21 protein-coding genes and 1 pseudogene are annotated in these 18,884 nt (G+C 64.0%); 15 read left to right on the plus strand and 7 right to left on the minus strand.

Going from position 1 to position 18,884, the window contains the following annotated elements:
- The first annotated feature begins 16 nt into the window (after nucleotides 1-16).
- Nucleotides 17-262: a hypothetical protein gene (locus ACVILI_RS03590; protein WP_038650639.1), complete on the plus strand. Its 246-nt coding sequence runs from the start codon at nucleotides 17-19 to the stop codon at nucleotides 260-262.
- Nucleotides 263-272: 10 nt separating this feature from the next.
- Here the strand turns inward: ACVILI_RS03590 and ACVILI_RS03595 are convergent, their stop codons facing one another.
- Entirely contained in the window at nucleotides 273-1,628 is a 1,356-nt protein-coding gene (locus ACVILI_RS03595; protein ID WP_038650642.1) for a chloride channel protein, read from the minus strand.
- Between the two features lie 186 nt (nucleotides 1,629-1,814).
- On the minus strand, nucleotides 1,815-2,114 hold the full coding sequence (locus tag ACVILI_RS03600) for a hypothetical protein (RefSeq protein WP_457102326.1): 300 nt from the start codon (nucleotides 2,112-2,114) through the stop codon (nucleotides 1,815-1,817).
- A 271-nt stretch (nucleotides 2,115-2,385) separates the two neighbouring features.
- On the opposite strand from ACVILI_RS03600, the gene rlmN reads away from it, so the two are divergent.
- The 3 genes from rlmN to ACVILI_RS03615 are packed head-to-tail and all read left to right on the plus strand — an operon-like array spanning nucleotide 2,386 to nucleotide 4,543.
- Nucleotides 2,386-3,618, plus strand: a complete 1,233-nt coding sequence (gene rlmN / locus ACVILI_RS03605) for a 23S rRNA (adenine(2503)-C(2))-methyltransferase RlmN (protein WP_019862081.1) — start codon at nucleotides 2,386-2,388, stop codon at nucleotides 3,616-3,618.
- Nucleotides 3,615-4,064, plus strand: a complete 450-nt coding sequence (locus ACVILI_RS03610) for a hypothetical protein (protein WP_019862082.1) — start codon at nucleotides 3,615-3,617, stop codon at nucleotides 4,062-4,064. Before rlmN ends, ACVILI_RS03610 begins: the two co-directional genes overlap by 4 nt.
- Complete coding sequence (locus tag ACVILI_RS03615) at nucleotides 4,061-4,543, plus strand: hypothetical protein (RefSeq protein ID WP_038650645.1); 483 nt, start codon at nucleotides 4,061-4,063, stop codon at nucleotides 4,541-4,543. Before ACVILI_RS03610 ends, ACVILI_RS03615 begins: the two co-directional genes overlap by 4 nt.
- On the opposite strand, the gene ACVILI_RS03620 is transcribed toward ACVILI_RS03615, so the two are convergent.
- The gene (locus ACVILI_RS03620) at nucleotides 4,515-4,958 is read right to left on the minus strand and encodes a LysE family translocator (RefSeq protein ID WP_457102327.1); all 444 of its coding nucleotides are present in this window, start codon (nucleotides 4,956-4,958) and stop codon (nucleotides 4,515-4,517) included. The genes ACVILI_RS03615 and ACVILI_RS03620 overlap by 29 nt on opposite strands.
- A gap of 105 nt (nucleotides 4,959-5,063) precedes the next feature.
- Nucleotides 5,064-7,157: a putative bifunctional diguanylate cyclase/phosphodiesterase gene (locus ACVILI_RS03625; protein WP_240564553.1), complete on the minus strand. Its 2,094-nt coding sequence runs from the start codon at nucleotides 7,155-7,157 to the stop codon at nucleotides 5,064-5,066.
- Nucleotides 7,158-7,506: 349 nt separating this feature from the next.
- Here ACVILI_RS03625 and ACVILI_RS03630 point away from each other — a divergent pair, with 349 nt between their 5' ends.
- The 4 genes from ACVILI_RS03630 (at nucleotide 7,507) to ACVILI_RS03645 (ending at nucleotide 10,408) form a co-directional block, all read left to right on the plus strand.
- A complete protein-coding gene (locus ACVILI_RS03630; protein ID WP_027047548.1) occupies nucleotides 7,507-8,730 on the plus strand; it encodes an argininosuccinate synthase in 1,224 nt (407 codons plus the stop codon).
- Between the two features lie 172 nt (nucleotides 8,731-8,902).
- Nucleotides 8,903-9,340, plus strand: a complete 438-nt coding sequence (locus ACVILI_RS03635; protein ID WP_148307449.1) for a hypothetical protein — start codon at nucleotides 8,903-8,905, stop codon at nucleotides 9,338-9,340.
- A gap of 61 nt (nucleotides 9,341-9,401) precedes the next feature.
- On the plus strand, nucleotides 9,402-9,863 hold the full coding sequence (locus ACVILI_RS03640) for a hypothetical protein (protein WP_038650652.1): 462 nt from the start codon (nucleotides 9,402-9,404) through the stop codon (nucleotides 9,861-9,863).
- A gap of 332 nt (nucleotides 9,864-10,195) precedes the next feature.
- Entirely contained in the window at nucleotides 10,196-10,408 is a 213-nt protein-coding gene (locus ACVILI_RS03645; protein WP_240564554.1) for a hypothetical protein, read from the plus strand.
- Between the two features lie 262 nt (nucleotides 10,409-10,670).
- Here ACVILI_RS03645 and ACVILI_RS03650 read toward each other — a convergent pair whose 3' ends face one another.
- A complete protein-coding gene (locus ACVILI_RS03650) occupies nucleotides 10,671-11,468 on the minus strand; it encodes a lytic murein transglycosylase (protein WP_027047549.1) in 798 nt (265 codons plus the stop codon).
- Between the two features lie 379 nt (nucleotides 11,469-11,847).
- Here ACVILI_RS03650 and ACVILI_RS03655 point away from each other — a divergent pair, with 379 nt between their 5' ends.
- The 7 genes and pseudogenes from ACVILI_RS03655 to ACVILI_RS03685 all read left to right on the plus strand — a co-directional run bounded on the left by ACVILI_RS03655 (nucleotide 11,848) and on the right by ACVILI_RS03685 (nucleotide 17,875).
- Complete coding sequence (locus tag ACVILI_RS03655; RefSeq protein ID WP_038650655.1) at nucleotides 11,848-12,945, plus strand: zinc-binding metallopeptidase family protein; 1,098 nt, start codon at nucleotides 11,848-11,850, stop codon at nucleotides 12,943-12,945.
- A gap of 63 nt (nucleotides 12,946-13,008) precedes the next feature.
- Complete coding sequence (locus ACVILI_RS03660; RefSeq protein WP_020629086.1) at nucleotides 13,009-13,614, plus strand: DUF1236 domain-containing protein; 606 nt, start codon at nucleotides 13,009-13,011, stop codon at nucleotides 13,612-13,614.
- A gap of 436 nt (nucleotides 13,615-14,050) precedes the next feature.
- Nucleotides 14,051-15,643, plus strand: coding sequence for a signal recognition particle protein (gene ffh, locus ACVILI_RS03665; protein ID WP_064981513.1), 1,593 nt, complete (start codon nucleotides 14,051-14,053; stop codon nucleotides 15,641-15,643).
- Between the two features lie 8 nt (nucleotides 15,644-15,651).
- A complete protein-coding gene (locus tag ACVILI_RS03670; RefSeq protein ID WP_019862096.1) occupies nucleotides 15,652-15,978 on the plus strand; it encodes a chorismate mutase in 327 nt (108 codons plus the stop codon).
- A 57-nt stretch (nucleotides 15,979-16,035) separates the two neighbouring features.
- Entirely contained in the window at nucleotides 16,036-16,437 is a 402-nt protein-coding gene (rpsP, locus tag ACVILI_RS03675) for a 30S ribosomal protein S16 (RefSeq protein ID WP_019862097.1), read from the plus strand.
- A 143-nt stretch (nucleotides 16,438-16,580) separates the two neighbouring features.
- Complete coding sequence (locus ACVILI_RS03680) at nucleotides 16,581-16,979, plus strand: hypothetical protein (protein WP_038650664.1); 399 nt, start codon at nucleotides 16,581-16,583, stop codon at nucleotides 16,977-16,979.
- Between the two features lie 105 nt (nucleotides 16,980-17,084).
- Nucleotides 17,085-17,875 (plus strand): annotated as a pseudogene (locus ACVILI_RS03685) (acyl-CoA thioester hydrolase/BAAT C-terminal domain-containing protein).
- A gap of 65 nt (nucleotides 17,876-17,940) precedes the next feature.
- Here the strand turns inward: ACVILI_RS03685 and ACVILI_RS03690 are convergent.
- Together ACVILI_RS03690 and ACVILI_RS03695 are read right to left on the minus strand one after the other, a co-directional pair.
- Nucleotides 17,941-18,204, minus strand: coding sequence for a YMGG-like glycine zipper-containing protein (locus tag ACVILI_RS03690; protein ID WP_019862099.1), 264 nt, complete (start codon nucleotides 18,202-18,204; stop codon nucleotides 17,941-17,943).
- Nucleotides 18,205-18,343: 139 nt separating this feature from the next.
- On the minus strand, nucleotides 18,344-18,871 hold the full coding sequence (locus tag ACVILI_RS03695; protein WP_038650670.1) for an SRPBCC family protein: 528 nt from the start codon (nucleotides 18,869-18,871) through the stop codon (nucleotides 18,344-18,346).
- Between the last annotated feature and the right edge of the window lie 13 nt (nucleotides 18,872-18,884).

Raw genomic sequence — 18,884 nt, forward strand, 5'->3', positions numbered from 1 at the left:
GCTGCTGCCAACCCCGATGACAAATCGCGACATCGACGCCACGATTATGCAAATCGTCGTGGAGCGGTGGCAGAAGACCGCCATGATCATAGCTAAGTCAGAAGAAGCACTTCGCAAAGCCGGCGTGGAAGCGTCCTGGGAAGAAATCGCCGAGCGAATAGCCGTTCTTTCCTCCCAGGGCGACATCGAAAATCAGGGCGATCTTTCCCTGTGGCGCAACAGTGAGGTTCGCCTCCCGCAGGCACCTGAGGGCCCGCCATAGGGGTTCTCGTTCAGCCCTGACCTGGTTCCGGCACGCTCTCCGCCCGCCGCCGCCGGATCGCCTCGGCGATGAAGACGCGCGACAGCGCATGATAGAGCGGCTCGTGCGAGATCATGCGCGCCGTGCCGTAGCCCAACATCGAGGCCAGCATCAGCGCGATGACATTGTCGTGATTGCCGGTCATCTCCAGGATGATGACGAAGGCCGTCATCGGCGCCTGCACGACGCCGGCGAAATAGCCGGCCATGCCGAGCAGCGCGGCAGCCCCCGCGCTGGCGCCGAACAGCAGCCCAAGCGAACTGCCGATGCCGGCGCCGACCGCCAGAGACGGCGCGAAGATGCCGCCGGGAATGCCCGAGACCATCGACAGCAGCCCGGCCAGGAATTTTTCGGCAAAGAAGAACCATGGCAGCGGCGCGCCTTCGACAGCGCCGCGCGCCTGCGCGTAGCCGGTGCCGAAGGTCAGCCCGCCCGAGGCGATGCCGATCACCGCCACGCCGAGCCCGCAGACAGCCGCCACCAGCAAGGCGCGCCGCAAAGGCTGCTGCGTGTGCCAGCGGCGGATCCGCCGCGTGATCTTCAGCGCCAGCAGCGAGAACAGCGCGCCGAAGCCGCCGCCGATGATGCCGCAACCAAGCACCAGCGGCCAGTCGACGGCAAACGCGATCGTCTCCTTCGAGACGCCGAAATAGGTGTAATTGCCGAGCAGGCCGAGCGAGGCGAGGCCGGCCAGGATCACCGCCGTCAGCACCAGCCCGTTGGTGCGCGCCTCATAGGTGCGGCCCATCTCCTCGATGGCGAAGACGATGCCGGCCAGCGGCGTGTTGAAGGCGGCGGCAATGCCTGCGGCCGAGCCGGCCAGGATCAGGCCGCGCGCCTGCGCCATGCCGCCCCAGCGCGCCGCCTGCAGCATCAGCGACGCGCCGACCTGCACGGTCGGGCCCTCGCGGCCGATGGAAGCACCGCAGAACAGGCCGACGACGGTGAGCGCGATCTTGCCCGCCGCCAGCCGCAGCGACAGAAGGTGGTTGCGATCGTCGTCTTCACGCAAATGGCGCGCGGCGATCGCCTGTGGAATGCCGCTGCCTTGCGAACCCGGGAAGAAGGCGTGGGCGAGCCAGGCGCACAGGACAAAGCCGAGCGGCGTGATCGCAAGCGGCAGATAGAAGCGCCGGCCGCCACCATCGCCGATCATCATATGGAACAGCGCCTGCGCCTTGTCGGCCAACACCGCGAACAGCACGCTGATGACGCCGATCGAGACCGCGCCGGCCCAGAACACCAGCCGCGGCTGCCACACACGCCGCGAGCCCCACATCGCCAGCGAGCGCCGCAGCATGGGATGTTTTCGCGATGTTCCGGCCATGTCTGTCCTCGCGGTGAATGCCCAGCCCTAGCACAGGCATGAGGTCGATCAAGCCTGCGAGGTCAGGCCGCCGTCACACGCGAGGTAAATGACGGGGAGCGGGAAACGAAGTCCGGCGAAGTTGGGACTCGTATCATGACCCGCCGGCGTGTGCGCCGGCGAGTCTAGATCGTGACAGGTCCAGTCTTACATGGCCATTTTTTCACATTCGGCCTGAGCCTTCTTAGTCGACGTATCGATCATGAAGGCTTTGCCCTTGGCGTCGGTCATCATCATCATGCAGTGCTTGATCGGCTTTGCAATCTTCATCATCTCGGCACCCATCTTTGCATCCGGCATCATGGTGCCCATGTGCCCATCCGGCATGATCGCCATCACTTCTCCGCCCTTCATCATGGTCATCGTGCCCATTGCGTCTTCAGCAAATGCCTGCGAGGCGGAAAGGCCGACGAGGCCGGCAATGACGGCGAACTTGATAGAGTTCATTCTGCATACTCCCATTTTATAGAGGCATGGTTGCCCCATTCAGACTTCGAAGGCGCGATGGGAATCGTTACGCGAACACGACCATGTGATCTCTCCTTTGCAGCGGGAAGATAGGGCAAAGCTGTCAGATAGCCGGAGCGGGCTGTCAGCCGAAGTGCGTATGGTTGCGTTCGCTCCGCATGACTCTGCCCGCAACCTGTGCTATGCGCCGCGCTTCAGTTCCCGGCACGATGGATGAAATCGGCCGCAAACCGCTTATATCAGTGCGACCATGACCCTTTCCTTCGACCTCACCACTGAAGGTGCCCGTGACGCGTTGCGCGCCCGCGCCGCGCCCGAGAAGCCGTCGCTGATCGGCCTGACGCGCGCCGAGCTTGGCGAGGCGCTGGTCGCGTCCGGCATCGTGCCGGAGCGCCAGGCCAAGATGCGCGCCCAGCAGCTCTGGCACTGGATGTATGTGCGCGGCGTTTCCGACTTCGCCGGCATGTTCAACATCTCCAAGGACCTGCGCGCCGAGCTCGACAAGCATTTCACCGTCGCGCGTCCCGAGATTGTCGAGGAGCAGATTTCTTCCGACGGCACCCGCAAATGGCTGTTCCGTTTTCCGCCGCGCGGCGCCGGCCGGCCGGTCGAGATCGAGACCGTCTATATTCCCGAGGAAGGCCGTGGCACGCTCTGCATCTCCTCGCAGGTCGGCTGCACGCTGACCTGCTCCTTCTGCCACACCGGCACGCAGAAGCTGGTGCGCAATTTGACGGCGGAAGAGATTCTCGCCCAGTTGCTCACCGCGCGCGACCGCCTCGGCGACTTCCCCGACCGCGACACGCCGGACGGCGCCATCGTGCCGGCCGAGGGCCGCAAGGTGTCCAACATCGTCATGATGGGCATGGGCGAGCCGCTCTACAATTTCGAGGCGGTGAAGAAGGCGCTGCTGATCGCTTCCGACGGCGACGGGCTTTCCCTGTCGAAGCGCCGCATCACGCTGTCGACCTCCGGCGTCGTGCCCGAGATTTTCCGCACCGGCGAGGAGATCGGCGTCATGCTGGCGATCTCGCTGCATGCCACCAATGACGATCTGCGCGACCTCTTGGTGCCGATCAACAAGAAATATCCGCTGAAGGAACTGATCGCCGCCTGCCGCGCCTATCCCGGCCTGTCGAACGCCAAGCGCATCACCTTCGAATATGTGATGCTGAAGGACGTCAACGATTCCATCGAGGACGCCAAGGGCCTGATCAAGCTGCTCAAGGGCATTCCGGCCAAGATCAACCTGATCCCGTTCAACCCGTGGCCGGGCACCAACTACCAGTGCTCGGACTGGGAGACGATCGAGAAATTCGCCGACTACATCAACAATGCCGGCTATGCCTCGCCGATCCGCACGCCGCGCGGCCGCGACATCCTCGCCGCCTGCGGCCAGCTGAAATCGGAATCCGAGCGCATGCGAAAAGTGGACCGGCTGGCGCTGGAAGCCATGATGATCGCGGGGCATGGGGAGGCGTGAGCCGTCTCGTCGCCGGGCTCAAACGCATCGCCATCATAGCCGTCGGTTACATCGCCGGTGTGCTGACCTCGATCCTGGTGCCGGTGCTGCTGATCACGCTGCTGGAAGGCATCGAATATGGCAACTGGTCGCTGGTTTTCACCTTCGACTGGCTCGGGTCCTTCCCGCTCGCCGTGCTGACCGTGGCGGTCTGCGCTCTGCTGATCGTTGGCCCCGCGATCCTGGTCGCCGAATGGCTGTCGCTGCGGGGATGGTTCTATTTCGCGGTCACGGGCGCGATCACCTCCATCGCCTTTGGCGTTCTTGTCCCGGGCTCGGCCGGAGGCTTTGTCTTCAATCCGGGCTTTCTCGGCTTCCTGGCCACGGCCGGCACCGTCGCCGGTTCGGTCTACTGGCTCCTGGCCGGGCGCAGGTCCGGCCGTCTGATGCCGCGAGATCCCGGATGACCCGTCTCGTCGCCTATCTCGTTCGCTTTGCCATGATCCTGTTCGGCTATGCCGTCGCCTCGCTGGCGGCGAGCGCCTTCCTTAACGTTCTGTTCCTGGCCTCGCTCGGCTACACGCCTGACCACACGCACCCGACGGCGACGGCTTCGCTGTATTTCTCGATCCCCTTCGTCGCTCTGTTCGTCGCCTATTTCGCCTTCCTGCCGGCGGTGATCGTCATCCTGCTTGCCGAAATCCTCGGCCGGCGCGACTGGCTGTACTATGCGCTGGCGGGTGCGGTGGTGGCGGTCGTCTTCCTCGGCCTGGTCGACCACGCCCAAGAGTCCACCTTCGCGATCACCGACACCAGCGCCATCATGGCGGTGATCGGCGGCGGCATGGTCGGCGGCATCTTCTACTGGCTGAGCGCCGGGCGCTGGGCCGGAAGCTGGTGGAAGGACGACAACGTCTCTACTTCGCCTGGGCCGTCAGGATCTTGAGCGCGAAGGCCGAGAACACACCGGCGAAAAGATAATCGACCACCCGCGTGACGCGCGGGCTGGCCTTCATCGCCGCGGAAAATTTCTCCGCCGCCAGCACCATCGGCGCTGTCACCGGGATCGACAGTACGATGAACATCGAGGCCAGGAAGACGAGATAGCCGGCGCCAAAGATCTTCAGCACGAAAAAGGCCATCGGCGAGGCGACGATCAGCGCCGAGACGCCCACCACCACCAGCGTGGTGTGGATCAGCGTGCCGCACAGCGCGCCGGCCATCGAGGCAAAGCCGGTGGCGCGCCCCTGGCTCAGCGTGCGCGAGACGAACAGGGTCATGTCTGGCCCGGGCGTGATCGCCAGGATCACGGTGGCGATGGCGAACTGGATCAGTGTGGTGGTGTCGGGAATGAAGGACATGGCAGGCCCCAGGGAACGTGTAGGCCTATACAGGATGCGTCACGCCGGCGCCAGATAAAGCGTTGATCCAGCATGGCAATCGCTTCGGTAACTGCAGTTTCCAGCCTATGGCGGCGAGCGCCAGCCGGCGGCAGCCCGCATCCTGGCAGGCGCCTCGAAGGCGGGCGGGCCGTCCTGGCCATCAGGCCCGCCGATGAGCACGATCTGATCGATCGGCTTGGGGCGGCCGAGGAAATAGCCCTGCGCCTCGTTGCAGCCCTCGACCTGCAGGATGGTGAGCTGGACATGGGTCTCGACGCCTTCGGCAAGCACGGGAATGTCGAGGCTGCGCCCCAGCGTCAGCACGGCGCGGATGATCGCCTTTGCCTGCGGGCTGCGCTCGACATCGGCCATGAAGGAGCGGTCGAGCTTGATCTTGTCGAACGGGAACGAGCGCAGCGTGTCGAGCGAGGAATAGCCGGTGCCGAAATCGTCGATCGCGATCGTCACGCCAAGCGCCTTGATCTGGCGCAGCACGTGCAGCGTGCGCACCTTGTCGGCGACGATCGTCGATTCGGTCAGCTCGAGCTCGAGACGCTTCGGCGACAGGCCAGTCTCGACCAGGATCTGATGGACGAGCGTGGCGAGATTGGCATGGGCGAACTGCACCGGCGACAGATTGACCGCGATCTTGTGGCCATTGTCCCAGGAGGCTGCCTGGCGGCAAGCGGTGCGCAGCACCCATTCGCCGATCGACAGAATGGAACCGTTCTCCTCGGCGATCGGAATGAATTCGGCGGGCGGGACCATGCCGTGCACGGGGTGCGTCCAGCGCAGCAACGCCTCGTAGCCGCACGTGGCGCCGGTTTGCACCGAAGTCTGCACCTGATAGTGCAGCGAGAACTCGCCCCGGTCGATTGCCTGGCGAAGATCGGTGGCCAGCGCCCGGCGCGCCCGCGCCGTCTCGTCCATCGCCGATTCGTAGAAGCAGACGGCCCGCGTCACGTCGTTCTTGGCCCGGTACATGGCCAGATCCGCATTGCTGACCAGCCTCTCCCGGTCGGCCCCGTCGCGCGGATAGACGGCAACGCCGATGCTGGCGCCGGTGACGCTCTCGAAATCGTCGATCCGCAAGGGCTCGAACAGTGACTTCTCCAGCCGCGACACCAGGCCGAGCAGGTCGTTCTGGTCCTTGAAGCGCTTGATGGCGGCAAATTCGTCGCCGCCCAGCCGGGCGACGAACTCGCCGTCGCCGGCCAGCTTTGCCAGCCTGCGGGCAATGATCTTGAGCGCCTGGTCGCCGGCGGCGTGTCCCCGGAGGTCGTTGATTTCCTTGAACCGGTCGAGGTCGATGACGATGACGGCGGTCATCGTGCCCTGATCCTCGCGCGCCCGCTCGATCTCATGGTCGAGGCGGTCGTTGAAGGAGACCCGGTTGGCAAGGCCGGTGAGCGCATCGTTGAGGGCAAGATGCTGCAGCCGCTCGAAGCTTTCGAGCCGACCGCGTTCGTCGATCAGATAGCTGGCGAAGCCGGTTGCGGCGACGATCAGACCGACCACGGCGACCGCGACGGCCATCGCTTCCAGGATATCGGGATTGGTGCCCGTGGTGATGAAGGAAAGCGGCGTCACCGCCACCGCCGCCATCGCCGTGAAATGCAGGCCGACGATCGCCAGCACCAGAAGGCCGATGCCGACATAGTGCGACCAGCGGTACGGCCGGCGCATCGCATGGCCGACCGCCACGGAGGAGAATGCCATCGCGATCAGCACGGAAGCGATGACGTAGAAGGCGTCCCATTCGACGATGCCGGCCACGTGATAGGCCATCATGCCGGTATAGTGCATGGCCGAGATCGCCAGGCCGACGGCACACCCGCCCCATTCCGGCGCCAGGCCGCGGCCTTTGCCGAGCGCAAGACCGAAGCCCGCCCCGGTTCCGACCATGGCGATGACCAGGGAGATCATGGTGAGCGCCGGATCGAAGGTGATCGGCGCGCCGGGCTGATAGGCCAGCATGGCGATGAAATGCGTGCACCAGACCGAGGAACCGGCCGCGACCGCGGTCAGGAAGAGCCATCCCCGCATCTGCACGCCGACGGTTTTCCTGGCGCGGTCCAGGAGGCCGATCGTCACCCAGCAGCCGGTGACGCACATCAGCGCCGCCAGCAGGACGAGCCACAGATTATGCTCCGTGACGATGCATGATATGACGCGCATCAGGAATGGTCCAAGCCCGAGACACCCGCAATGAGCAGGCAAAAGCCGCTTCGCCACCCTTGCGTGGCCAGGGCAATTCTGTGTCGCTGGTTTAGCGGCAGGACGTGAAAACTTGCTTAAATCCCGGGCATAAATGCAGCCCATGATTGTAGCAGGTTGTTTTCCCAGGCGCTTTATCGCAAACTGGGGACCGCGCCAGCGAAAAGCCTGATGCCGTTCTATGCCCTCGCCGCGCGCTGGATCAGCAGTCTGGCGCCGCGCCTGCTTGCTCGCTTTGCCGTTCCTGCTAAAAGGCGCTCCGACAATGCGTGACGCCCTTGCCCAGGCGTCCGCCACCGACGGAGCAGAAATGTCCAAGACCAAAGACGTCAAGAAAGTCGTGCTCGCCTATTCCGGCGGCCTCGACACATCCATCATCCTGAAATGGCTGCAGACCGAACTCGGCGCCGAGGTCGTCACCTTCACCGCCGATCTCGGCCAGGGCGGCGAGCTGGAGCCGGCACGCAAGAAGGCCGAGATGATGGGCATCAAGGACATCCGCATCGTCGATGTGCGCGAGGAATTCGTCGCCGACTTCGTCTTCCCGATGTTCCGCGCCAACACCGTCTATGAAGGCACCTATCTGCTCGGCACCTCGATCGCGCGGCCGCTGATCTCCAAGCACCTTGTCGAGATCGCCAGGGAGACCGGCGCCGATGCGATCGCGCATGGCGCCACCGGCAAGGGCAATGACCAGGTTCGCTTCGAGCTGTCGGCCTACGCGCTGAACCCCGACATCAAGGTCATCGCGCCGTGGCGCGACTGGTCGTTCAAGTCGCGCACCGACCTGATCAACTTCGCCGAGCAGCACCAGATCCCGGTGGCCAAGGACAAAAGGGGCGAGGCGCCTTTCTCGGTCGACGCCAACCTGCTGCACTCCTCTTCCGAGGGCAAGGTGCTGGAAGATCCCTGGAGCGAGCCGCCGGAATTCGTCCACCAGCGCACCGTCTCGCCGATGGACGCGCCGGACAAGGTCACCGAGATCGAGATCGAATTCCTGAAGGGCGATCCCGTAGCGCTCAACGGCAAGAAGCTGTCGCCGGCGACCATGCTGGCCGCCCTCAACGATCTTGGCCGCGACAATGGCATCGGCCGGCTCGACCTGGTCGAGAACCGCTTCGTCGGCATGAAGTCGCGCGGCGTTTACGAGACGCCCGGCGGCGCCATCCTGATCGTGGCCCACCGCGCCATCGAATCGATCACGCTCGACCGTGGCGCCGCGCACCTCAAGGACGAGTTCATGCCGCGCTACGCCGAGCTCATCTACAACGGCTTCTGGTTCTCGCCCGAGCGCCTGATGCTGCAGGCGATGATCGACAAGAGCCAGGAAGACGTCGAAGGCACGGTGCGGCTGAAGCTCTACAAGGGCAATGTCATGGTCACCGGCCGCAAGTCGAAGAAGACGCTCTATTCCGACGCGCTGGTCACCTTCGAGGACGATCGCGGCGCCTACGACCAGAAGGACGCCGCCGGCTTCATCCGCCTCAATGCGCTCAGGCTGCGCACGCTTGCCGCACGCAACCGCAAGGGCTGATACCCAAACAACGGCCTGGCGCTATCAATCATGTCCAAGAAACCCGGCGGAGACGCCGGGTTTTTATTTTGTACCGCTAATATAACGAAAATGAAGCCACCTGCAGTCGGTTCTTGTTTGACCTTTTGACAGCTTCATCTAAGTTCATTTACGGGCTTTGGGGGTTTTGACCGTGAAAAAAAGCATTCCTCTTCTGCTTGGCGCGGTCGTCGTCTTGGCAGTATGCCAGCCCTCGCAGGCCAGCGCCAAGCGCGACCCGAAGGCGGGTGCGGCCGGGTGCATCGACGTCGTCCATTCATGGAACACCACCGCCAAACACGATATGGCTTCGTTCATGGGTGTGTCGCTCGAGCGCTTGCCGGCTTTGTTCTGCCAGCGTCTTTACGATGGTATCCACAGCGGCCGGATCAGCTATTCCGACATAAACCGCCTGCAGCTCGACCAGCCGACCGAAATCTGGATGGTCCTCAAGGGCAAGCCAAAGCCGGCTGCGCCCACGCGATCCCAAGCGCCGCGGTCATCCAACTTCCGCAACTGCAGCGGTGTCGACGGCGCCTTTCAGGTTCCCATTTCCCAGAAATGCCCGCTGAGCGGCTGGGCGCATTATTGAAAGTGATGCGCTCAGGCGCTCGGATCTTACTTTTTCTTACGGGGCTAGGGGAGGTTTTACAGTGAAAAACGGAATTTTTCTTCTGCTTGCAGTGGTCGCCGTCTTTGCCGGATGCCAATCAACGCAGGCGGCGCAGACATCCAAGTTCCGTACCTGCAAAAGTTTTGATGGTCCGTTTCAGATTCCCGCCTCCCAGCAATGCCCACTGAGCGGTTATGCGCAGGGTTCCGGAGTCCCGACGGTCATCGAGGGCAGGCCAAAGGCGGCGGCTCCGGCGCGGCGAAACCCCAATTTCCGTACCTGCAAAAGTTTCGACGGCCCCTTCCAGATTCCCGTTTCGCAGCCATGCCCGCTGAGCGGTTACGCGCAGGGTTCCGGCGTCCCGACGGTCATCGAGGGCAAGCGAAAGGCGGCTACCCCGGCCCGGCAGAACCGCTACTTCCGCAACTGCAACGGTATTGACGGCACTTTCCAGGTCCCCATCTCCCAGAAATGCCCGCTGAGCGGTTACGCGAACCATTGAGAGTGATGTGATCACGCGCCTTGCCACGCCTGGAACCGGTTTCCTGCTGGCCTTGGCTGTCCTGGCGAGTTTGGCTGTTGCCAAAACCGACGACTATGACCCCGCCTCTCTCGACCTCGCCGCGCTGATCGAATGCCGCGCCGACGTGTCCGCTTATACTGGCTACGCCCTTTGGCTGGCCGGTGACCCCGGCGCGGCGAGCACGCTCGGCTGGAAAGAGGTGCCGTCAGGCAATGCCTTCCTGCGGCAGTATCGACTGCCCGCCCCGACCCGTGTCTTCGGGCGCGAGACGGCGACAATCGTGTTTACCGCATCAGGGCCGATGGCTGTGCTTGACGGCATTGCAGCAGCGGATCTCGCTCGGCAGCGTCCCGGCAATGGTCTCGTCGCCGGACAAGTTCCTTGGCGAGAAGGTCGTTGCCGAAAGCACAGACAACACCGGCGGCGTCAGCCTTTCCACGCGCATCACGCTCAACGTCTCGACCGTCACTTCCCATCCCGGCAAGACACTGGCCGGCTGCTCCTACCTGCTTGATGTGGAATAGAAAATCCGGCGTTGCACGGAGTTCGATTGAGCCAAGTGAAATACGCCCCCGGCTCAGGGATTTGACCGGCGCATCGGCGACGACCCCGCTGCCGGGAACGCCATCGCTTCGTTATCCACGGGCGGAGCAAGGAGCGCAGCGACGCAGCGCAGACCCGAGGATGACGAAGTTGGATGCTTCGGCCATTCCCGGATCTCCGTGATCGTCCACGCAACAAAAAAGCCCGGCGCATGGCCGGGCTCTTGTCGGATAGGGACTTCAATCAGTCGCCGTCAATCGCCGTGGCGATGCGCACGATGGCCTGCTGGTAGACGTTGGCGTCATTCCAGCCGGCAATGGCGCCGATATTGTCCGCCGCGCTCGCGCCCCGCCGCCAGCCATGGGCTTTCAGGAAGTTGGCGGTGGAAGCCAGTGCGGTGGCCTTGTCGCGCAAATTGCCGCTGCCCACGCCATATTTCAGGACATTCCCGGGCAGGAACTGCGTATGGCCGATCTCGCCATGCGCGGCGCCGACCGACGAGGCGCTCAGGGCGCCGCGATCGACCAGCTTGAGCGCCGCAATGGCATGCGGGTGAAAGAATTCCGGACGGCGGCAATCATAGGCAAGCGTCAAAATGGCCGAGACCGTGTTCTGGTTGCCCATGGATGAACCGAAGCCGGTCTCCATGCCCCAGATGGCCAGCAGCACGCCGGGCGACACGCCGTAATTGCTTTCGATCTGGCTGAACAGCGCCGCGTTCGCCTTTTTCAGCGAACGGCCCTTGGAAATAATCGCCGCGCCGCCACGGCGCTTCATGAAGGCATCCACCGAGCCGCTGAACGCCTTGTGAATGCCCCGGTCGACAGAAATTGTCTTTGTCGCGTAAGTGGCGCCGGCCAATGCGGCCAGACCCTTGGCGCCGACCCCTTCGGACTTGGCCTCTGCGGCGAACCCCGGCTTCCAGGCATCGAAACCCGCACCGTTGCTGCCACAGCTGGCCGCCGCCTGTGCGCCCGTCGCCAGCCCAAGTACGGCCACCACCGCGGCCGCTAAAATCCTACCCTTGGCAAGAAATGCCATATTGTTCTCCTGGTTGCCTGATTCACGTCCCATCTGCGAATTTGCCAGCGAAACGAGCATTTGTCACCGTCCGCCGCACGATGCTGGCGAATGCCGGGGAATTTGCCTACGATCAAGTGATTATTGTGGCGGGGTCGAAATAGCCATGGAAGACGTTGATATCACGTCGGCGGCCGCGCCTGGACCAGCGCCCGGCATGTCGGTGTGCCTTTCGACATAGGCGGCGTGATCATCGGCGGCGCGGCGGGGCTTGCCGCGGCTGGCACCCTGCAGGCGATGGGCCGCATGCGGCGAAATAGCGTCGACACATGCGGAACGGCGGCCGGCGCTCGGCGTTGGGCACCTGCCGCCCGCTGGGCTCTGAGGTTTTGAGGCCGACATGAAACTGTTCGACTGCCCGCATTGCGGCCATCGTCTCTACTTCGAGAACGCGCAGTGCCTGAACTGTTCGAGCCTCGTGCTCTACGATCCCGAGCACGCCCGCTTCGCCTTGTCGGGCGCCGACGGCATCTTCCAGTGCACCAATGCCGATGAATGCGCCTGCAACTGGATGGCCGAACCGGGACAGGGGTTTTGCCGCGCCTGCGCGCTGAACCAGCTGATCCCCGATCTCTCCGTCGACGGCAACCGCCGCCGCTGGATCCGGGTCGAGGCGGCGAAGAAGCGCGCCATCTATTCGCTGCTCGCTTTCGACCTGCCGGTGGCGCCAAAACAGGCGCCCGCCGACGAGGTGGGCCTCGCCTTCGACTTCCTCGCCGATCCGATCGGCGGCGGGCCGGGCGGCGAACGCATCCTGACCGGCCATGACAATGGCCTGATCACGCTCAACGTCGCCGAGGCCGATTCAGCCGAGCGCGAGAAGCGCCGCGTCGAGATGGGTGAGAATTACCGGACGCTGCTCGGCCATTTCCGCCATGAACTCGGCCACTATTACTGGGACCGCCTGATCCGCGACGATGCGCAAAGGCTGGACGCTTTCCGCGCTTTGTTCGGCGACGATCGCGCCGATTACGAACAGGCGCTGAAAGCCTACTACGCCAATGGTGCCGCGCCCGACTGGCAGCAAAACCACATCTCGGCTTACGCCACCTCGCATCCCTGGGAGGACTGGGCCGAGACCTGGGCCCACCATCTGCACATCACCGACACGCTGGAGATGGTCCACGCGCTGAACTTCCCGCTCGGCCGGCTGGAGACGGTGGAGGCCAATGATCTGCCGCGCGGCGACACCGGCGGCGAACTGCAGGCGGCCCCTTCGGAACCTGCCAACGCGCCCGAGCCCTTCAAAAAGATCCTTGCCCGCTGGCTGGTGCTGTCGGAAGCCTCCAATTCGATCAACCGCTGCATGGGTCTGCCCGACCTCTATCCCTTCGTCATTTCGGACGTGACGGCGCGAAAACTGGCCTTTGTTCACGAGCTTTTGACCGGCCTGCCGAAAGACGCGGGAACAAATCGTGAGTTGGCGCGGGCGTTTTAGCCGGAACGCATGCGCCGCTGCCCCGTTTTCACCGCCGAGGGACCATGAAAACGGAGTGAGACCATGAAATCCGTCTTGTTGCCCGCAATCGCCGGGATGATGACCGTGATGTCGGGCGCTGCCTTTGCCGACACCGCCGTCTCGGCCGTCACCGATCTCAACGTGCGCGCCGGCCCCGGTCCGCAATATCCGGTCATCGGCGTTCTCGCGTCCGGCCAGTCGGCGACGCTCAATGGCTGCATCGAAAACAGCAAATGGTGCACCATCGCCGAAGCCGGCGGCCAGGGCTGGGTCTATTCCGACTATGTGACGGCCGATTTCAGCGGCAGCCGGGTGATCCTGACGCAGCGTCCGCACGGCTCCAGCGTCGCGATCGTCTCGCCGCCGGAAGACATCGGCAATTATTCGACCGACTATACCGGTGCCATCGTCGCCGGCCAGCCTGCCGAGGACGCCTTTCCGCCGCCTCCGGCCGAGGTCCGCACCTATGTCGATACGCATCGCCTCGACCCCGTCTATCTCGACGGTGAGGTTGTGACCGGCGCGACCCTGCCCGACACGGTCGAGCTGCGCGAAATTCCCGACTACAACTACCGCTATGTCTATGTGAACGGTCAGCCAGCGCTGATCGACCCGCAGACACGGCGCATCATGTACGTGGTGCGTTGACAGAAATCGGCGGTCGCCAAGGCGGCAACAGGTTGCCTGTATTGGGAAGCGCCACCCTTTGCGAAGGCGTCCTTCTCCCCGTCACTATACGGGGAGAAGATGCCGGCAGGCAGATGAGGGGCGGTGTCGAGCTTCCTGATGCCACGATCATGGCCCGGTCAGGACTTGGAGACTGTCGCCGCCCGGCCCTTGTCTTGACTCTTCGGCCGATTTCCTGTCTACACGCCTCGAATTCCGCGACGAGTATCCTCCGAGCAAGCCGACCAGGACGCCGAAGCCTCTATGAGGCCGTGCTGTAAATAGATCCTGGAGGCCAACACCCGGCAGCGCAATGCGCCCCCGGGTGCTTTTTGGTTTTGGGCTTTGCTTTTGCTTGGACAGTTGGCGCGAACGCATTACCTCTCGGGTCGAATGAACCGAGATCGAAGGACGCAAGATGTTTGAATCGCTGCAGGAGCGTCTTGGCTCCATCCTGAACGGCCTCACCGGCCGCGGCGCGCTTTCCGAGGCTGATGTCTCGGCGGCGCTGCGCGAGGTGCGCCGTGCGCTGCTCGAGGCCGACGTGGCGCTCGAAGTGGTGCGGTCCTTCACCGACAAGGTGCGCGAGAAGGCCGTCGGCGCCGCGGTGCTGAAGTCGATCAAGCCCGGACAGATGGTCGTCAAGATCGTCCATGACGAGCTGGTCGATATGCTGGGCGCCGAGGGCGTCGCCATCGACCTCAATGCGCCGGCCCCGGTCGTTATCATGATGGTCGGCCTGCAGGGCTCCGGCAAGACGACCACGTCGGCCAAGATCGCCAAGCGGCTGACCGAGCGCCAGAACAAGAAGGTTCTGATGGCCTCGCTCGACACGCGGCGGCCCGCCGCGCAGGAGCAGTTGCGCCAGCTCGGCGAGCAGACCAAGGTCGCGACGCTGCCGATCATTGCTGGCCAGAACCCGGTCGACATCGCCAAGCGCGCCGTGCAGGCGGCCAAGCTCGGCGGCCATGACGTCGTCATCCTCGACACCGCCGGCCGCACCCATATCGACGAGCCGCTGATGGTCGAGATGGCCGACATCAAGAAGGTGTCGAGCCCGCACGAGATCCTGCTGGTCGCGGATTCGCTGACCGGCCAGGACGCCGTCAACCTGGCCAAAAGCTTCGACGAGCGCGTCGGCATCACCGGCCTTGTGCTGACCCGCATGGACGGCGATGGCCGCGGCGGTGCCGCCCTTTCCATGCGCGCCGTCACCGGCAAGCCGATCAAGCTGATCGGCACCGGCGAAAAGATGGATGGGCTGGAGGAATTCCACCCCAAGCGCATCGCCGACCGCATCCTCGGCATGGGCGATATCGTCTCGCTGGTCGAGAAGGCCGCCGAGAACATCGACGCCGAGCAGGCGGCGGCGATGGCCAAGAAGATGCAGTCGGGCAAGTTCGACCTGAACGATCTCGCCCAGCAGCTTCAGCAGATGTCGAAAATGGGCGGCATGGGCGGCATCATGGGCATGATGCCCGGCATGGGCAAGATGAAGGACCAGATGGCCGCCGCCGGCCTCGACGACAAGATGTTCGGCCGCCAGCTCGCCATCATCTCCTCGATGACCAAGGCAGAGCGCGCCAATCCCGATATTCTGAAACACTCGCGCAAGAAGCGCATCGCCGCCGGCTCCGGCACCGACGCCGCCGAGATCAACAAGCTGTTGAAGATGCATCGCGGCATGGCCGACATGATGAAGGCGATGGGCGGCAAGGGCAAAGGCGGCGGCCTGATGCGCGGCATGATGGGCGGCCTTGCCTCCAAGATGGGTCTCGGCGGCATGATGCCCGGCGGCATGGGCGGCATGGGCGGCATGCCCGATTTGTCGAAGATGGACCCAAAGCAGCTCGAAGCCTTGCAGAAGCAGGCGCAGGCCGCCGGTCTCGGCGGCATGAAGGGCCTGCCCGCCCCCGGCGGCGGGCTGCCTGGCCTGCCCGGCGGCATGAAACTTCCGGGGCTTCCCGGCCTCGGCGGAGGCGGACTGCCGGGCCTTGGCAAGAAGAAGTGAGAATACGGATGAACGAAGAAAAGGACATGGCCGACGCCCGCACCATCCTGGCAGGCTACCGCGCTTCGATCGACAACATCGACGCCGCCCTCATCCACATGCTGGCCGAGCGCTTCCGCTGCACCAAGGCGGTCGGCGTGCTGAAGGCCGAGCATGGCCTGCCGCCGGCCGACCCGGCGCGCGAGCAACAGCAGATCGCCCGTCTGCGCCAGCTGGCCAAGGACGCGCATCTCGACCCCGATTTCGCGGAGAAATTCCTCAACTTCGTCGTCCGCGAAGTGATCCGCCACCACGAACAGATCGCCGCTGCCAACGGCGTGACGAAAACCGGCTGAAACCAAAGATTTAGCCGAAACCATATCAACGAAATCAGAGCTTTTAGGAGATAAGAAATGGCACTGAAGATCAGACTGGCCCGTGCGGGCTCGAAGAAGCGTCCTTACTACCACGTCGTCGTCGCCGACGCCCGTTCGCCGCGCGACGGCCGGTTCATCGAGTCGCTCGGCTCGTGGAACCCGCTGCTGCCGAAGGACGGGGAGCGCGTCAAGGTCGACGCCGACCGCGTCAAGCACTGGCTGTCGCACGGCGCCCAGCCGACCGACCGCGTGCTGCGCTTCCTCGACGAGGCCGGCCTTGCCAAGCGCGACGCCCGCTCCAACCCGAAGAAGGCCGAGCCGGGCAAGAAGGCGCAGGAACGCGCTGCCCTTTTGAAGAAGGCGCAGGAAGACGCTGCCGCTGCTGTCGCGGCCGCGTCCGCGGCACCGGCCGAGGCGGAAGCCGCCACCGCCGAATAAATATCGCTTCATCGCATCGACAAAACGGCGGGCCTGTGCCCGCCGTTTTGCTGTTTGGTCCTATCTCGCCCCGGCACCGCTGCGTCCCACTTGACGAAGCACCGCGACGTTGATTTTCTTCCGGCTTCAGAGAGGTGTGAGTCTTGAAATCAGTTCTGGTTCTGGCCATCGCGGCCCTGGCGGCGCTAACCCTTGACATGCCAGCCCAAGCGGCCGGTTTCGACAACATCGTCGTTTCAGCGACGAAGGGAGGCGAGGCCCAGAGCGAGTTCCCCGCGGACACACCGGTCGTCTATTTATCGGCTGACCTGGTGGACATCCCGGCCACGTCGACGATCACATTCTCCTGGATTTCGATCGATTCTCATGGCGTTGCGCCGGCCAACTACACGATCGACAAGGTTGACCTCAATGTCGGAGAGAACACCGAGGCGGATTCGCAACTCAGCAAGCCGACGGCGGGGTGGCCAGTTGGCACCTATCGCGTTGATCTGTCTATCGACGGTACGGTTGCGGACTCGGCGCCCTTCAGCATTCGATGATTTGGCTGGCCGTAGCACGGTTCTGTGCGAATAGGTCCCGGCCGACCACGCCTCGGTGAGGCGCCGACGGATCGGATGGACGAACGGCCAGTCACGGAAGAAATCATGTCCGGCGGCGTTGCCGGAACGCTGCTGCGATGCGCTGACGCCACGACGGGTGTCGTGGTGCTGGGCGGATCCAGCGGCCGTGTCGACGTCGCCCGCGCACGGCTGTTTGCCGGCGAGGGCGCGTCCGCCCTGGCGCTCCGGTGGTTCGGCGGCGAAGGCCAGATTCCCGGCATCTGCGAAATCCCGCTCGAGACTTTTTTCGCCGCGACCGACCATCTTGTCGGACAGGGCTGCCGGCGCATCGTCTATGTCGGCACGTCCAAGGGCGCCGAGGCGGCCTTGCTCGCGGCGGTTCACGACCCACGCATCGATGCCGTGGCCGCGATCAGCCCGACATCGGTGGTCTGGGGCAATATCGGGCCGGGCGACGACGGCATCAGCTGGCCCGAGCTCCGCTCCCGTTCGTTCCGACCGAGCCGAACTGGCGCGCGAGCCATGTCGATGGCCTTGTGTCCTACAGGGGGCTGTTCGAGCATTGCCTGGCGAGCTTCGAGCAGGAGGCGGACAAGGCCGCCATTCGCGTCGAGGCTATCTCGGCGAAGCTTGTGCTGGTCGCGGGCGGCGACGACGCGCTGTGGCCATCCCTCGATTTTGCCCGGTCGATCGTTCGGCGTCGGGAGGATGCCGGAAAGGCCACCCGCCTCGTCTCAAACTCCGATGCCGGTCACCGCATTCTCTTGCCGGGTGAAACCACCCCACGGTCCGCATTGCAAGCCCATGGCGGCAATGACCGAGCCGATGCGCGTCTCGGTCAAGAAGCCTGGGAATTCATCAGGGACTTGTTGTAGGCGGTTTCAGACGAAAACGGCAGGCCAGTGCCCGCCGTTTTGCTGTCTTCAGTGCTGGTCGCTGCTCAATAGCCGCTGGGGCAGCGGTCGACATAGACACGACCATGACGGTCGCGGTAGCGGCACTGGCCACTTTCGCTGGCGTGGCCAATCAAGGCACCCGCCACGGCGCCAACCGCGCCTCCGACGACGGCGCCCTGGACCGGATCACCGGCCACGGCCGCGCCGACCGCGGCACCACCAAGGCCGCCTATTGCAGCGCCTTTTTCCGTCTGCGAGCACGCGCCCAACGCCATCGTCAGTACCAGAATGGTCATGATTTTCTTCATTTTAGTTCCTCTCACAGGGGGATCGCCATCGCTCCGCCAAGTGCTTAACTCGCAGACGGCTAATTTGATCCAAGAGAGAATGAAGATCGTGGTGCCGCTCGCCCGGGCGACTTCCCGCGAACGGCCGTGCCCGTTCGCATCATGCCTCGGCGTTGCGCTTCAGATTGGCGAGGCCGACCTCGAAATCCCGGCCGATCAGCGTGTCGAAATTCATGAACAGGCCCATCAACTTGGCGATGAAGGGCCGGCTGCCCCGCATCGCCCAGGAGACGGCGGTGGTTTCGCCCGATGGCGTCAAGGTGAAGTCGACGCTGTTGTTGGCGCGGAACGGCTTCTCGAAATCGAGCTTGAGCGCGACCTGCGACGACGGCACCGAATTGACGATCTCCATGCGTCCCTTGCCGGCCTTGCCATTGCCTTCCCAGGCATAGACGGCGCCCTTGCCGCTTGGCGCGCCGGAGAGCGTGCGCTTCATGTTCGGGTCGAGCTTCTCGTAGGGCGACCATGTCGGCCAGCGGCCGAAATCGTTGATCAGAGGGAAGATCGCCTCTGGCGGCGCCTTGATGCTGGCCGTGCGGGTGACGACGAAATCGTTCGGCCGTGTCGCGGCATAGATGAGGACCGCGGCGATGATGACGACCAGGATGATGAGGATGGTGCTGAACATTTTTCTCTCCCTG

The sequence above is a fragment of the Mesorhizobium sp. USDA 4775 genome (genome assembly GCF_054062655.1).